Here is a 13766-nt window from a genome sequence, read left to right on the forward strand (position 1 = left end):
ACCTGGCGGCGCAGCCGCCGGGCGTAGAGGGAGTGAAGGAGGTCAGTCGTGTGCACCCTCCAAGAATGGCGCGGGTGAGGCACCGGAATCTGATCTTTCCTGATTTCCACCTCCGGCAGGTGCCGAACGGGACGCTTCCGTGACGTTCAGGCACCGGCTTGGCAGCCCGTACGGAACAGCTTCCAGAACGCCAGCGCCGCCTCCTCCGCGCCGCCGGGGCAGCCGCCCGCGACCCAGTGGGCGATGACGCCCGCCAGCGCGCCCGCCAGGTAGGCGGCGTGCACGTCGGCCGGCACGTCCTCCCACCCGGGCGGGCGGTGCCCGGCGGCGAAGCGGCCCGCCAGCTCGGCGGTGAGGCGCTCGCGCATGCGGGCCGAGAAGCGGGCGCTGCCCTGGGGGCCGAGCATGCGGGCGTAGAGGGTGGAGTTGGCGGCGACGTACGTGAACAGCTCGGACAGCGGCTCGGGGGCGCGGTCGCGTGGCGCGTCGAGCGGGCACAGCGCGGCGGCCCTGGCGACGGCGGCGACGGTGTCCTCCATGGCGTCGGTGACGAGCGCGTCGAGGTCGGGATAGTGCAGGTAGATGGTGGCGCGGTTCACCTCGGCGCGCTTGGCCAGCGCCGACATGGTGATGGTGGCGGGCTCCTGCTGGGCGGCCAGGTGGCGTACGGCCTCTTTGAGCCTGGCCCGGGTGCGCTGGGCTCGCGGATCGTCCGGGTTCACACCCTCACTATACGACAGGCATCGCTTAAGCGACATGTGTTGATTAATCGACATTTGTCGCATAGTTTGCTTGCATGCGTATCGAGATCTGGGCAGACGTGGCCTGTGGGTGGGCCCACATCGGCAAACGGCGGCTGGAGAAGGCGCTCGCGTCCTGGGACGGCGAGCCGGTCGAGGTGGTGTGGCGGCCGTACCAGATCGACCCGTCCGCGCCCGCCCGCGCGGTGCCGATGGAGCAGGTGCTGCGCGACCCCGTCGCCGACGAGGCGCTGCGGGCCTGCGCGCCCGGCCTCTCCCCCGCCGAGAACCGCGCCAGGGTCGCCGGGATCGCCGCGTCCGAAGGCCTGGGCGAGCAGTGGGGCTCCGGCTACCGGGTCTCCACGCTGGAGGCGCACCGGCTGATCGCGCTGGCGTACGAGAAGGGCGGGGCCGCGCTCCAGGACCGCGTGGTCGAGCGGCTGCTGCGCGCCCATTTCGTCGAGGTACGCGACATCAGCGACGCCGCCGTGCTGACCGAGATCGCCACGGACGCGGGCCTGGCCGAAGCGGCCGGCTACACCGGCACCACCGCCCTATCCGCACCGTCCGGCACCACCGCCCTATCCGCACCGTCCGGCGACTCCGCCCGCACGCAGGCACCGGCCGGTGATGCCGGCGACCGCCGGGCACCGGCCGAAGGCGGCGCCGGCCCGCAGGCGCTCATCCCCGGCACCGCCGCCTGGCGGGCGCTGCCCGGGGCCGAGCTGACCCGGGAGCTGCTGCTCATCGGCAAGGCGAAGGGGGTGCGCACATCGCCGACCATCGTCGCGAACGGGCTGGCGCTGGAGGGCGCGCAGCCGCCGGAGACGATCGCCGCGTTCCTCCGGGACGCCGCCGGGCACGCGCCGCGCCGCCTGCCCGCCGAGGTCGAGCGGCTGCGGCACGCCGAGTCGCTGCTCGACCAGCGCGACCCGCTCGGGGCGCTGACGCTGCTTCGCCCGCTCATGGACGAGCACGGCGACGACCGAAGCGTCCGGATGCTGGCGGCGCGGGCGTACTTCGCGTCGGCGCAGCTCAACCGGGCGCGTACGACGCTGGAGTCGCTGGTAACCGAGTCGCCCGACGACTCCTACGCCCGTCACCTCCTCGGCCGCACCCTGCAGCGCCAGGGCCGGCACGAGGAGGCCGCCCCCCACCTCACCCTGGCCGCCGCCATGACCCCGGACTACGCGGCCTGACCACCGCTCATCCGAGCGTGGATTCAGATCGCGCGCTCCGATCCCGCACCACAGCCCGGATGATGTCGGGGCTGCGCGCTCCGACGGCACCCTCTCCGGGTGCTACACCGCCGTGACGGACGCACCGGGCCACACGGTCCGGCGTGCCCGCCGCGGCGGCCCGCGCCGCGCGCGCCTCCCATGAGCGACCAGCCTGCCTGCACGACCAACACCCCCTACACCACCGGCACCCCGACACACAACCAGCACCCCCGCACAACCGGCACCCCCGCGCAACCAAGTACCCCACGCACGACCGGCGCCCCGCCACACGGCCAGCACCCCCGCACGATCGGCGGCCATCACCCCCGCACGACCAGCACCCCGCACGACCAGCACGCCCGCACGATCGGCACCGCCCGCACGATCGGCACCGCCCGCACGGCCGGTCCTGCGCGCACAGTGCATTGGTGTCCGGGCCCGGCTCCGCGCGATCGGTGAGCAGCGGGGTGCCCACCAAGCCCGGGCTCCCGCTGAGGCCGTGGCCGCACGGCCCAGAGTGCCCGCCCACAGAGCCGGCGCCGTGGCCAGGCACGCTCACCCGTCCTGCTGGCCACCGCCCGCCGCGGTGCGCGCCACCTCAGGCCGGGCGACCTTCAGGGCGATGTCCAGACCGGTCCGTCCGGGCGACACCGGCGACAGCAGTTCCCTGCGCCTCGCCTTGCCCGGCGGCGGCCCGCACCGCGAGACCCGCACCGCGAGACCCGCACCGCGAGACCCCGCGTGAAGGATCCCGCTCCGTCACGGGTCGTCACGGTTCCGGTGACAGCAGGACCTCGGCGCCGACCGGCGCGTACCCGGCGGCGATGAAGGCGCGGACGCTCGCCGCGTTGCCCGGCGCGACCTGCGCCCACAACGGGCCGGGGGCCAGGTGCCTGGCGGCGGTGGCGAGCAGGCGGCCGAGCCCGCGGCCCCGGTGATCGGGCTCCACTTCGATAGCGACCTCCCACCGTCCGCCCACGCCCCGCCCGACAGCCAGCAACCCGGCCACGCCGCCATCCCCGCCACTCCCGCGGCCGCCATCACAGCCACTATCCCCGGCGCCATCCCGGCCGCCGTCCTGGGCACCGTCCCGAGCGCTATCACCGGCGCCATCCCGGCCACCGTCCTGGGCGCTATCCCCGCCCCTCTCCCGGCCACCGTCCCAGGCACCGTCCCGGCCACTCCCCCGGCCGCCGTCCCCGGCGCCATCCCGGCCACTCCCCCGGCCGCCGTCCCGGGCGGATGCAGCGGGACTCTCTTCACGGGAGGAGGGTCTGGATGCCCGCAGCTCCCGTCCGCCGTCCAGGGCGGGTGTGCCCCGCACAAGGACGTCCTGGCCAGGCGCGCCCCACTCGGACAGGCCCTGGGCGGGGGCGCCCCACTCGAACACGCCCTGGGCGGGCGCGCCACACTCGGACACGCCCTGGGCGGGTGCGACCCACACGCGGACGTCGTCGCGGTAGCGGCGGGCCCGCGCCACCCTCGGGTGCGCGCTGTCGCGCAGCTCCTCCAGGGCGAGCGGCGCAGGACCGGGCAGCGGGCGGGCCACGGCGAGCAGGTCGAGGTTGCCGACGGCCCGGCCGGTCAGCGCCGCCAGCTCCAGCAGGAACGACGGCCCGAGCGGGGCGTCCAGGTCGCCGGGAGGCAGGCGCTTCCTGATCCAGGCGGGATCGACGTCGGCGAAGACCACGGCGTGCGCGGTGAAAGAGAGCACGCCGAGGTCGCGCGGCGACGGCTGGGGAACGAGGGTGACACCGCCGTCCGGGGGCGGAAAGCGGCCTTCCTGGGCGTCGCGGAGCACCTCCGCCAAAGTGGTCATGGGCCGTCATGATGGCACGCCTCGCGCATTGCACAGCCGGGTGGATGCTTTGCCGGGCGGCGGCCTCCTGTTGATCAAATAGCGGGGCGTGGCGAGCGCCCTACCACAAGATCGCTACGTATAGTGATGGCCGATGTCACACTTCGTGATTACAGGGGGAGATCATGAGAAGTAGCCTCGTTGCCGCCGGCGGCGCGCTGCTCATCACGGCGGCCGTGTTCGGAACGGCCGGCACTGCGGCCGCCGCGACCTGGTCCAACCAGAAGTGGAACGATCACCCGAGGGCGTGCGGGCTCGTTCTCAGCGACGACACCACCTATCACTGGGTCACCAAGCACGGCGTCTTCGCCGGCACGCGCGACGCCGACGCCTGCAGGAGGTACGAGCGCGACTACGGCTGGGACGGGGACTGACGACTGAGCCCACCGCTGACCACCGCCGCCTGGGGCCATCCCCGGGCGGCGGCGGCCGTTCACGCCTCCCCGGCCGCTCGCGCTCCCCGCAGCTCGCACTCCCGAACCTGTGTGCTTCCCGCCGCACACGCTCCCCGCAGCTCGCACTCCCCGCCGCACGCCTCCCCGCATGTCCGCGCCCCCGCCGTTCGTGCCTCCTGCACGTTGGCGTCCACCAGCCATTCGCGCCCGAGAAGACGATCACCGGTAGCCTGCGCTCATGCGACTTGGTGTGAACGTCCCCAACTTCGGCCCTGGCACCGACCCCGAGACGCTGCGGAAGTGGGCGCTCACCGTCGAAGGGCTCGGCTACGACCTGCTCATGGTCTCCGACCACGTGGTGATCACGCCTGACGTCGCCGAGCAGTACCCGGCCCCCTTCTACGACCCGTTCACCACCCTGGCCTGGCTGGCGGGCACCACGACCCGACTCACGCTCGGCACCACCGTGCTGATCGTCCCCTACCGCCACCCGCTGCTGACCGCCCGCATGGCGGCCAACCTCAACGACCTCAGCGGCGGCCGGTTCGTGCTGGGCGTGGGCGCCGGTTGGGCGAAGCAGGAGTTCGAGGCTCTGGGGGTGGCGCACGAGCGGCGCGGGCGGCTGACCGACGAGCACCTGGCGGCGATCAAGGCCGCCTGGGCGAATGAGAGCGACTACCGTTCCGGCGGGGTGCCGATCTGGGTGGGCGGCGGCAGCGACGCGGCCCTGCGCCGTACGCTGCGCTTCGGCCAGGCGTGGCATCCGCTCAGGATGACGCTGCCGTGGCTGCGCGAGACGTGGGCGAAGCTGCGGGGCATGGCCGCCGCGCAGGAGCGTCCCGCGCCCGGGCTGGCCCCGCGCATCCTGCTGCGCGTGACGGACAAGCCGGTGACGGGCGACGAGCGGCGCCTGGGTGAGGGCACGATCGAGCAGGTCATGGACGACCTGGAGCGGCTGCGGGAGATGGGCGCGGAGACGGTGGTCTTCGACCCGTTCCATAAGGATCCGGCCGAGACCCTGCGCCCCGAGGCGGCCTGGGAGATGCTGGCCGCCGTCGCCGCGAGAACGCGGAAGTAGCCGCGGTCAGCGCCGCCGAAGTCCGTCCGAGGCAAGTGCCCGAGCAGCCGCCGAAGTCCGTCCGAGCAAGGTGCCCAGGCTCCCGGAGGTCCGTCCGGGCCAGGTGCCCAGGCTCCCGAAGATCCGTTCGAGACGGATGCGCAGGCTGCCGGGGCGGCCCTCGACTTCGTGCGTGCCTGCCTCAGCGCCAGGCGTCACTTCGCGCCGGTCTGCGCGGTCTCGGCCAGGGTCGTGAGTGCGGCGGCCAGCCGCGGGTCGGCCTTTCCCGCCTCCTCCAGCGCCGCCTGCAGGGCCTCCTCGTACGTGCGGCGGGCCTCGGCGTAGCGGGCCCGGCCGGCGTCGGTGATGACGGCGTAGACGCCGCGCTTGTCGTCAGTGCACACGTCGCGGTAGGCGAAGTCGGCCGTGTTCAGCCGGGCGACCAGGCGGGTCACCGAGCTCTGGTTGAGCCCGAGCTTGTCGGCGAGCTCCTGCATGCGCAGCTCGCCGGCCGGGGAGGCGGTGAGGTGGCCGAGCGCGCGGTACTCGGACAGCCCCACGCCGTGCTTGCGCTGGAGCGCGGCGGCGAGCCTGCCTTCGACGTGGGAGTGTAGCAGGAGAACGCGCTGCCAGACGGCGCTGATGTCGCCTGCGGCGGCGGGCGCCCCTGAATCGGGCCCAGGAGCCGGCTCTGCAACCGGTCCGGAAACCGGCTCCGCGGCGGGGCCGGAAGCCGTGGCCCCGGCCGGGCCGGATGCCGGGTCCGCAGCGGGGGCGGGGGGCGTCGTACGGGTCATCGATGAGCCTCGTTCCTACGGGAGATCGGCTTGACAAGAGGATACATGTACATACAACATTGCTTCCTACTTATTTGCACGTACATGCATATAGGAGGCACCAGTGGCGTGGATCCATCTGCTCATCGCATCCGTCTTCGAGGTCGTCTTCGCGCTGGCCACCAACGCCACCGAGGGCTTCACCCGGCTCTGGCCGTCCGTGCTCACGGCCCTCGCCGCGGCCGGCGGGATCTTCTTCCTGAGCCTGGCGCTGAAGACCCTTGACGTCGGCGTCGGCTACACCGTCTGGACCGGCATCGGCTCGGTCGGCACCGTCGTCCTCGGCACCCTGATCTTCGACGAGGAGATGAACGCCTGGAAGGCCCTCGCCTTCGTCCTGATCATCGGCGGCGTGCTCGGGCTCAAGATGGCCGACCGCCTGACCGGCGCCAAGCCGCGGCCCGCGGAGCCGACCGCCGCCTGACCCCCCTCGACAAGACAAGGAGCTCGATCATGGCCTGGATCTACCTGTCCATCGCGATCGTCTTCGAGATCGCCTTCGCCCTCGGCACCAACGCCACCAAGGGCTTCACCCGGCTCTGGCCGTCGGTCTTCACGCTGCTGGCCGCCGCAGGCGGCATTTTCACGCTCAGCCTCGCACTCAGGACGCTGGACGTCGGCGTCGGCTACACGGTCTGGACCGGCCTCGGCTCCATCGGCACGGTCGTGCTCGGCGCGCTCATCTACAAGGAGAAGATCACCCCGGCCAAGCTCGGTTCGTTCGCCGCCATCATCGGAGGCGTCGCCCTCCTCAAGATCACCTCTGGCATCTGAGCGTGACGGCCGGTGACCGGGCCGCTGATATCTTCTGCCGTAAGGAGTTGTCGGTCCCGGGGAGATCCGCTTGGTCGTCTACGCCGGTCAGGGTGACGCGCGACGGTCGATGGCGCTGCTGTGGCGCAGGGGCGAGCCGAATGGGGCGCGGCCCGGGCCCAAGCCGGGGCTGAGCGTCGACGCCATCGTGGACGCCGCGATCGAGCTGGCCGACTCCGAGGGCATGGCGGCCCTCTCCATGCGCAGGGTGGGCGAGCGGCTGGGCCGCACCGGCATGGCGCTCTACACGTACGTGCCGGGCAAGGGCGAGCTGATCGACCTCATGTACGACCGCGCCCTCGCCGAGCTGCCCGCCGAGTACGACCTGAGCGCCGGCTGGCGTCCGGCGCTGACGGCGTGGGCCGAGCAGACGCTCGCCTTCTACCTGCGGCACCCCTGGACGCTGCAGGTGTCGCAGGCGCGTCCCGTGCTCGGGCCCAACGAGTTCGCCATGCTGGAGAGCCTGGTCGCGATCCTGCGCGGCACCGGGCTAGGCCCGCGCCGGGTGCGCGGGATGGTGGCGCTGCTGTTCGACTTCGTCAGGGGCGCCGCCACGACGATCGCCGAGTCGCGCCAGGCCCCTTCGGCGACCGGGGTGTCCGACGAGGAGTGGTGGCAGGCGCGGGCGTCGCTGCTGGATGAGATCGCACCGGGGTTCGCCGACCGGTTCCCGCTCGTGCGGTGGGTGGAGTCGGACGACTCCGAGCCCGGCGGGGACGAGCCGTACCTGGAGCATCGGGTGAACGAGACGTTCTCGGTCGGGCTTGCGGTGCTGCTCGACGGCATCGAGGCGACGGCGGCCCGAGCCGCCCGGAACCACGACGTCCGGCACGGCGAGGCTCAGAAGGGTCGCGCCGACCGGCCACGGCACGGCGGCGGCCCGGAGGCGGCGCCCTCCAGGTGACGCCTCCGGAGGGTCAGGCGGGGGCGGTCGCCAGGCGGGCGGCCAGCTCGGCCGCGTCGCGGACGAACCAGATGTGGCGGCCCCTGTTGCACTCCAGCACCCAGGCGCGCAGCGCCGCGCTGCCCGCCGTGTGGCCGGAGACGTCGCCGACGATCGACAGCCCTACCCCGTAGGTGACGAACTTCTGCGCGATCTCGCCGGCCACGCCGGTGCCGAGCGTGAAGAAGCCCTCGGGCAGGCGGTCGGCGGGCACGGCCACCCACGTGGCGCCGCTCGACCACGCCTCGCCGATGAGGTCGATCACGTCGCGGGCCTCGTTCAGCGGCGCGGCGTGCGGGTCGTACCAGTGGACGGCGGGCATCGGGTTCCCTCCCGGGGTGTTCATGGCCGTACGAGAGCGTCGACGATCCGCAGCACCTCGGCGGTCTGCTCCAGCCCGCCGAGCACGATGACCTTGAGCCGGGCGCGCTCCTCGTCGTGGGCGAACTCGACGCGCAGCCCGCTCCGCTCGGCCGACAGCGCGCCGAGGACCATCGTGCTGATCCGGTCCATGCCGGCCCGATCGACGCCGTCCACCTGGACGACGCTGGTCACCTCGGCGCGGCGCGGGCCGAGCGGCCGTTCGGCGGGCAGCCCGGCGAAGGCGGCCAGGTCGTCCTTGGCGATGCGGTACTGCTTGCCGACCCGCACCGCGGGCAGGCGGCCGTCCCGGATGTACGCCCGGACGGTCTTGACGTGCAGGCCGAGGATGCTCGCCGCCTGGTCCACGGTGTATCGCTCCATATCACTCCCTATTATGCCCTTAATTGGGGAGCGATAGGGAAGATCAGGCCGGGACAGGCTCACCACCGGGCACGGCGACCGGGACGCGGGCGGCGCGGGCGGCCCAGCGGCCGTCGTCGCTGCGCTCGAGACGTACCGGATGGTCGAAACAGGCGCTCACCAGCTCGCTGGTGAGCACGTCGCCCACCGGGCCGCTCGCCAGGCAGCGGCCCTCACGCAGCAGCATGGCGTGCGTGGTGGTGGCGGGCAGCTCCTCCAGGTGGTGCGTCACGAGAACGGTGGCCAGCGCGGGATGCCGGGCGCGCAGGGCGTCGATGCCGGCCAGAAGCTGCTCGCGGGCGGCCAGGTCGAGGCCGGTGGCGGGCTCGTCGAGGAGCAGCAGGCGCGGCTGCGGCATGAGGGCGCGGGCGATCAGCGTACGGCCGCGCTCGCCCTGTGACAGGGTCGGCCACCTGTCGCCGGCCTTGGCGCTCATGCCGAGCATGGCGAGCAGCCGGTCGGCGCGTTCGGCCTCCTGCTCGGTGGGCTGCCAGCGGGGCACGAGCGCGGCGGTGTTCGTCAGCCCGGTCAGCACGACCTCGCGCACCCGCATCGGCCCGTCGGGGGTGTGGCGGGGGTTGACGTGGCCGAGGTAGGAGCGCAGCTCACGGACGTCCACGCGGCCCAGCCTGCGGCCGAGCACCTCGACCACGCCCCGGCTCGGATGGTTGACCGCGCCCAGCAGGGCGAGCAGCGTGCTCTTGCCCGCGCCGTTCGCGCCGAGGAGCGCCCAGTGCTCGCCGGGATGCACGGTGAGCGAGATGTCGCTCAGCAGGTGACGGCCGTCGCGGATGAACGAGACCTCTCCGGCCCGCAGGACGGGTCCGGCGTCGGCGGGGCGGGAGACGACGGTCATCGCGCCGCCACCTCACCGCCCGCGGCCGCCCACGCGGTCTCCGGCTCTGACGCTCGCGTCACCACAACTCTCCCTTCGTCGGATCATGTCCCGATCAAGTTAGCAGCATGTCAGACATCTGATGTCTCGCCTTTCAGCGGGCGCCGCTCCGCCGGCGGGCCAGGGGGTGACACCCGGGCTTGGGCGGGCGCCGTGCCGCAGGCGGTGCGGACGTCGGCGATGAGGGTGCGGGCGTCGTCGAGGGTGCGGGCGATCTCCTCCGGGGTACCGCCCACGTGGGCCAGCAGCGCCTGGGCGCGCTCGGCGAAGCGCGCGGGAGCCGACGGCAGCCGGTCGGCGGAGGCGATCATGCCCTTCTCGTTGATCAGCCAGGCACCCTCCGCCGCGTGCAGCGCCTGGCAGGCCACGCCGACGGCGCGGAACAGGGTGGCCGCCGCGTACGAGGGGTCGTCGCCCAGCACGCCGTACTTGGCGATGGTCAGGGCGAAGTCGCACTCCCACAGCCCCTGGATGAGCGCCTCGCGCAGGGCGGGCGGGTAGTGGGCGGCCTCGGCGCGCAGCGCGGTCAGCTCTCCCCCGGGATCGGCGAGCACCCGGCACAGGGCCACCTCTCCCGCGTACGCGTGCGAGTAGAAGCCGAGCGGATGCCCCACCTGGAAGCCGACCTCGTAGCGGCCGGCCCGGCAATCGCGCCAGACCCGCTGGACGCGGTCGAGGTCGCGGTAGATCCAGTCCACGTGCCATCCGTCCACGACGAGCCAGCCGCCGCCGTTCACCCACGGCCCCCAGCCGCCCGGCTCGGTCACGTCGGTGTCGCTGCCGGTGATCTCGCGCGCGAGTGCGCGCAGCCGGTCGACGGCGAGCCGGCCCCGGTAGTAGAGGCCGAGGTCGATGTCGGAGTCGGGACGGTGGGTGCCGCGGGCGCGGCTGCCGCCCAGCGCCACCGCCACCACCCCGGGCACCTCGAGCAGCCGCAGCGCGATCCCGTCCAGGTCAGGGCCGTCCAGGCCGGGCCTGTCATGGTCTGTGTGCCGCACTCCGCCGAGCATAGTGAGCAGGTCCCGGTGGTCATGCGCGCGCGGCGGGAAACCGGCTCCGGAGGCCGTACCGGCCCTAGGATGGCCGGGTGGACGGCGGGACGGGTGAGGGCGTGAGCGAGGTCGAGGCGCTGCTGCGCGAGCTGGCCCCGCAGGTCCTGGGCACGCTCGTGCGCCGCTACGAGCAGTTCGACACCTGCGAGGACGCCGTGCAGGAGGCGCTGCTCGACGCCTCGGAGCAGTGGCCGGAGCAGGGGGTGCCGGACAGTCCGCGGGCCTGGCTGACGACCGTGGCCGCGCGGCGGGTCATCGACCACATCCGCAGCGAGAACGCGCGCCGCCGCAGGGAGGAGAGCGTGGCGGTGAGCGTCCCGGCCGACGCGCACGTGGCCGCGCCACCGGGCGAGGAGCGGCCGGGCGACTCCGACGACACGCTGACCCTGCTGTTCCTGTGCTGCCATCCGTCGCTGTCGGCGCCGTCGCAGCTCGCGCTGACGCTGCGGGCGGTGGGCGGCCTGACGACGGCACAGATCGCGAGCGCGTTCCTGGTGCCCGAGCCGACGATGGCGCAGCGCATCAGCCGGGCCAAGCAGCGCATCAAGGCGAGCGGCCTGACGTTCACCATGCCGCCGGAGAGCGAGCGGGCCGAACGCCTGCGGGTCGTGCTGCACGTGCTCTACCTGATCTTCAACGAGGGCTACACCGCGACCTCGGGCCCCGACCTGCTCAGGACCGATCTGACGGCCGAGGCGATCCGGCTGGCCAGGGCGGTGCACCGGCTGCTGCCCGGCGACGGCGAGGTGGCCGGGCTGCTCGCGCTGATGCTGCTGACCGAGGCCCGCAGGCCGGCCCGCACCGACGCCGGCGGGCGGCTGATCCCGCTGGCCGAGCAGGACCGCGGCCTGTGGGACCGCGCACTCATCGAGGAGGGCGTGGAGCTGGTCAGCAAGGCGCTGGCGACGTCGCCGGTGGGGCCGTACCAGCTGCAGGCGGCCATCGCGGCGGTGCACGACGAGGCGGCGACGGCGGACGAGACCGACTGGCCGCAGATCCTGGCCCTGTACGAGATGCTGCTCGCCATCGAGGACAACCCGGTGGTCCGGCTCAACCACGCGGTGGCCGTGGCCGTGGTGCGCGGGCCGCGTGCCGGGCTCGCGCTGCTCGACGAGCTGGCCGCCGATGAGCGCATGGCGCGGCACCACCGGCGGGTGGCCGTCCGGGCGCACCTGCTGGAGCTCGCAGGCGAGACGGCGGAGGCGGTGGCGGCCTACCGCGAGGCGGCCCGGCTGACCACGAGCCTGCCCGAGCGGCGTTACCTGGAGGAACGGGCGGCGGCCCTGGAGTGATGCGACGGATGCGGCGGGCAGGGGTGACGGCGTGAAGGTGGTCGCGCTGTCCGACACGCACGCGCCCAGGCGCTGGCGCTCGTGCCCGCCGCGGGTGGCCGGGCATCTGCGCGGCGCGGACGTCATCCTGCACGCGGGCGACGTGTGCGTGCCGCCGGTGCTGGAGGAGCTGGCGGCGTACGCGCCGGTGCACGTCGTGAAGGGCAACAACGACGGCCCTGGCATCGACGCGCCCGAGACGCTGGAGCTGACCCTGGACGGGCTGCGGATCGGCATGATCCACGACAGCGGCCCGGCCAAGGGGCGCCTTGCCAGGATGCGGCGCCGCTTCCCCGAGGCCGGCCTGGTCGTCTTCGGTCACTCGCACATCCCGCTGGACGAGTCGGGCGACGGTCTGCGGATCTTCAACCCCGGCTCCCCCACCGACCGCCGCCGCCAGCCGCACGGTACGCTGGGGCTGCTCACGATCGAGGACGGCGCGCTGGTGCGCGCGGAGATCGTCCCCGTCACCTGAGATCGGTCATCTGAGAACATCCCGGTGGCCGGGAAGGACCTGGGTCAGGAGACGACGTCGTCGCGGGCCTTCTCCAGCTCGCTCACCAGCTCCTCCATGACCTTGGCGTAGCCGAGGTGGCTGTAGCGCTCGGCCGCGTGCCACGGGTAGACCTGGCCGGCCTTGACGGCGGGCAGCTCGGCCCAGGTCGGCTTCTCGGCCATCTCCTCGACCTTCATCGACTGGGCGCGGGCGTCGACGAGGATCACGTCCGCCTGGTACTTGTCGGCGTTCTCCCAGCTCAGCACCTCCCAGAAGCCGCCCTCGCTCTCGGTCGGCCGCTCGGGGGAGACGATGTCCAGGCCGAGCTCGCTCCAGTAGGCGACGTCGGGGTGGTCCGGCTTGTACGTGACGTACAACGCGTCGGGCGTGGCGGTGACCACCATGACCGTGAGGCCGGGCCGCTTGGCCGCGAGGTCCTTCAGCGCGGCGCTCGCCGCGTCGAACCGCTTCTTGGCCTCGGTCACGGCCGGAGCGCCGGGGTCCGCGCCGAGCGCGGCGGCGAGCTTGCCGTACTGCTCGATGATGCCGGGCAGCGGCTTGCCGCTGAGCTGCACGCCGACGGTGGGCGCGATCTGGTCGATGGCGTCGAGGGACTCGTCGGGCACGTACCAGAGCTTGTTCTTCTCGTACATCCCGGCCACCAGGAGGTCGGGCTGGAGCGAGGCGTACTTCTCGACGTTGAACTCGCCCCACACGTTGCCGATCGACTCGACGGTGTCGATGTCGACCTCGCCCACCTCGGGGTCGCGGCCGCCGTTCTTCAGCTTGTGCGGGCCGAAGACGCCGACCGGCCGTACGCCGAAGTCCCACAGCGCCGCCGCGGCGCCCGACTGGGCCACGATGCGCTCGGGCCGCTTGGGCAGCGTGATGGTCTTGCCGCGGTCGTCGGTCCAGGTCCATTCGCCCTGCGTCTGACCGCCGGACGCGGCGGGGGTGCTCGCGGAGCCGGTGGAGGTCCCTGTGGAGGTCCCTGTGGAGGTCCCCGTGGAGGTCCCCGTGGAGGTCCCTGCGCAGGCGCTGACGCCGAGGAGTGCGGCGATGCCGAGGGCGGCGAGGGTGCGTCGCGGGACAGCGGACATGGATGCTCCTCATTGCGCGGGCTTTGCCCGGAAGGTCACTTTGTTAGCTTAGCCTTACCTAATCACATGATCCGCATGACGTACGCCTCCACCCCGCGCCTACGCCCACCGGCGTAGCAACGGCGGCGACGGGCGACCGATTCGCAAGCGGCCGGAGCGGCGGATTCTGAAGCTCACCAGGGACCTCAAGGCGGCCGGTTAGCCTCCGCAGGCGGTCCCGAAGCGCGAGCCGAGAAGGGGCCGACGA

General features: G+C 73.1%; 16 protein-coding genes. 8 read left to right on the forward strand and 8 right to left on the reverse strand.

The genetic code is table 11. From position 1 onward, the window contains the following. Positions 1-146: 146 nt before the first annotated feature. Entirely contained in the window at positions 147-722 is a 576-nt protein-coding gene (locus ACGFIM_RS05190; protein ID WP_393194878.1) for a TetR/AcrR family transcriptional regulator, read from the reverse strand. Between the two features lie 74 nt (positions 723-796). Here ACGFIM_RS05190 and ACGFIM_RS05195 point away from each other — a divergent pair, with 74 nt between their 5' ends. Beyond that, entirely contained in the window at positions 797-1939 is a 1143-nt protein-coding gene (locus ACGFIM_RS05195; protein WP_393194881.1) for a DsbA family protein, read from the forward strand. A 790-nt stretch (positions 1940-2729) separates the two neighbouring features. Here ACGFIM_RS05195 and ACGFIM_RS05200 read toward each other — a convergent pair. Further along, complete coding sequence (locus tag ACGFIM_RS05200; RefSeq protein WP_393194884.1) at positions 2730-3779, reverse strand: GNAT family N-acetyltransferase; 1050 nt, start codon at positions 3777-3779, stop codon at positions 2730-2732. 164 nt (positions 3780-3943) lie between these two features. Between ACGFIM_RS05200 and ACGFIM_RS05205 the strand changes: the two genes are divergently transcribed. Both ACGFIM_RS05205 and ACGFIM_RS05210 read left to right on the forward strand, forming a co-directional pair. Further along, positions 3944-4192 (forward strand): hypothetical protein, encoded by a 249-nt coding sequence (locus ACGFIM_RS05205; RefSeq protein ID WP_393194887.1) that lies wholly within the window; start codon positions 3944-3946, stop codon positions 4190-4192. Positions 4193-4451: 259 nt separating this feature from the next. Then, complete coding sequence (locus ACGFIM_RS05210; protein WP_393194890.1) at positions 4452-5291, forward strand: LLM class flavin-dependent oxidoreductase; 840 nt, start codon at positions 4452-4454, stop codon at positions 5289-5291. A gap of 194 nt (positions 5292-5485) precedes the next feature. Here ACGFIM_RS05210 and ACGFIM_RS05215 read toward each other — a convergent pair whose 3' ends face one another. Further along, positions 5486-6067, reverse strand: coding sequence for a MarR family winged helix-turn-helix transcriptional regulator (locus ACGFIM_RS05215; RefSeq protein ID WP_393194893.1), 582 nt, complete (start codon positions 6065-6067; stop codon positions 5486-5488). A 103-nt stretch (positions 6068-6170) separates the two neighbouring features. On the opposite strand from ACGFIM_RS05215, the gene ACGFIM_RS05220 reads away from it, so the two are divergent. The 3 genes from ACGFIM_RS05220 to ACGFIM_RS05230 all read left to right on the forward strand — a co-directional run bounded on the left by ACGFIM_RS05220 (position 6171) and on the right by ACGFIM_RS05230 (position 7823). Further along, positions 6171-6530 carry a DMT family transporter gene (locus tag ACGFIM_RS05220; RefSeq protein ID WP_393194896.1) on the forward strand — a complete coding sequence of 120 codons (360 nt, stop codon included), beginning with the start codon at positions 6171-6173 and terminating at the stop codon, positions 6528-6530. Positions 6531-6559: 29 nt separating this feature from the next. After that, complete coding sequence (locus ACGFIM_RS05225; RefSeq protein ID WP_393194899.1) at positions 6560-6880, forward strand: DMT family transporter; 321 nt, start codon at positions 6560-6562, stop codon at positions 6878-6880. Positions 6881-6950: 70 nt separating this feature from the next. Continuing rightward, positions 6951-7823, forward strand: a complete 873-nt coding sequence (locus tag ACGFIM_RS05230) for a TetR/AcrR family transcriptional regulator (RefSeq protein ID WP_393194902.1) — start codon at positions 6951-6953, stop codon at positions 7821-7823. 13 nt (positions 7824-7836) lie between these two features. Here ACGFIM_RS05230 and ACGFIM_RS05235 read toward each other — a convergent pair whose 3' ends face one another. From ACGFIM_RS05235 to ACGFIM_RS05250, 4 genes are all read right to left on the reverse strand, one after another. Further along, positions 7837-8208 carry a DUF4180 domain-containing protein gene (locus ACGFIM_RS05235; protein WP_393194905.1) on the reverse strand — a complete coding sequence of 124 codons (372 nt, stop codon included), beginning with the start codon at positions 8206-8208 and terminating at the stop codon, positions 7837-7839. Then, positions 8205-8606 (reverse strand): helix-turn-helix domain-containing protein, encoded by a 402-nt coding sequence (locus tag ACGFIM_RS05240; RefSeq protein ID WP_393194908.1) that lies wholly within the window; start codon positions 8604-8606, stop codon positions 8205-8207. The genes ACGFIM_RS05235 and ACGFIM_RS05240 overlap by 4 nt, the downstream gene beginning before the upstream one ends. 43 nt (positions 8607-8649) lie before the next feature. Then, on the reverse strand, positions 8650-9501 hold the full coding sequence (locus tag ACGFIM_RS05245) for an ABC transporter ATP-binding protein (RefSeq protein WP_393194911.1): 852 nt from the start codon (positions 9499-9501) through the stop codon (positions 8650-8652). Between the two features lie 110 nt (positions 9502-9611). Beyond that, the gene (locus ACGFIM_RS05250; RefSeq protein WP_393194914.1) at positions 9612-10538 is read right to left on the reverse strand and encodes a nucleotidyltransferase domain-containing protein; all 927 of its coding nucleotides are present in this window, start codon (positions 10536-10538) and stop codon (positions 9612-9614) included. A gap of 89 nt (positions 10539-10627) precedes the next feature. Here ACGFIM_RS05250 and ACGFIM_RS05255 point away from each other — a divergent pair, with 89 nt between their 5' ends. Further along, positions 10628-11884, forward strand: coding sequence for an RNA polymerase sigma factor (locus tag ACGFIM_RS05255; RefSeq protein ID WP_393194917.1), 1257 nt, complete (start codon positions 10628-10630; stop codon positions 11882-11884). A 31-nt stretch (positions 11885-11915) separates the two neighbouring features. Beyond that, positions 11916-12398, forward strand: a complete 483-nt coding sequence (locus tag ACGFIM_RS05260; RefSeq protein WP_393194919.1) for a metallophosphoesterase family protein — start codon at positions 11916-11918, stop codon at positions 12396-12398. 44 nt (positions 12399-12442) lie between these two features. Here ACGFIM_RS05260 and ACGFIM_RS05265 read toward each other — a convergent pair whose 3' ends face one another. Next, complete coding sequence (locus tag ACGFIM_RS05265) at positions 12443-13519, reverse strand: ABC transporter substrate-binding protein (protein ID WP_393194922.1); 1077 nt, start codon at positions 13517-13519, stop codon at positions 12443-12445. Positions 13520-13766: the final 247 nt, after the last annotated feature.

This window comes from Nonomuraea sp. NPDC049309, assembly GCF_043196965.1.
Classification (GTDB): Bacteria; Actinomycetota; Actinomycetes; order Streptosporangiales; family Streptosporangiaceae; genus Nonomuraea; species Nonomuraea fastidiosa.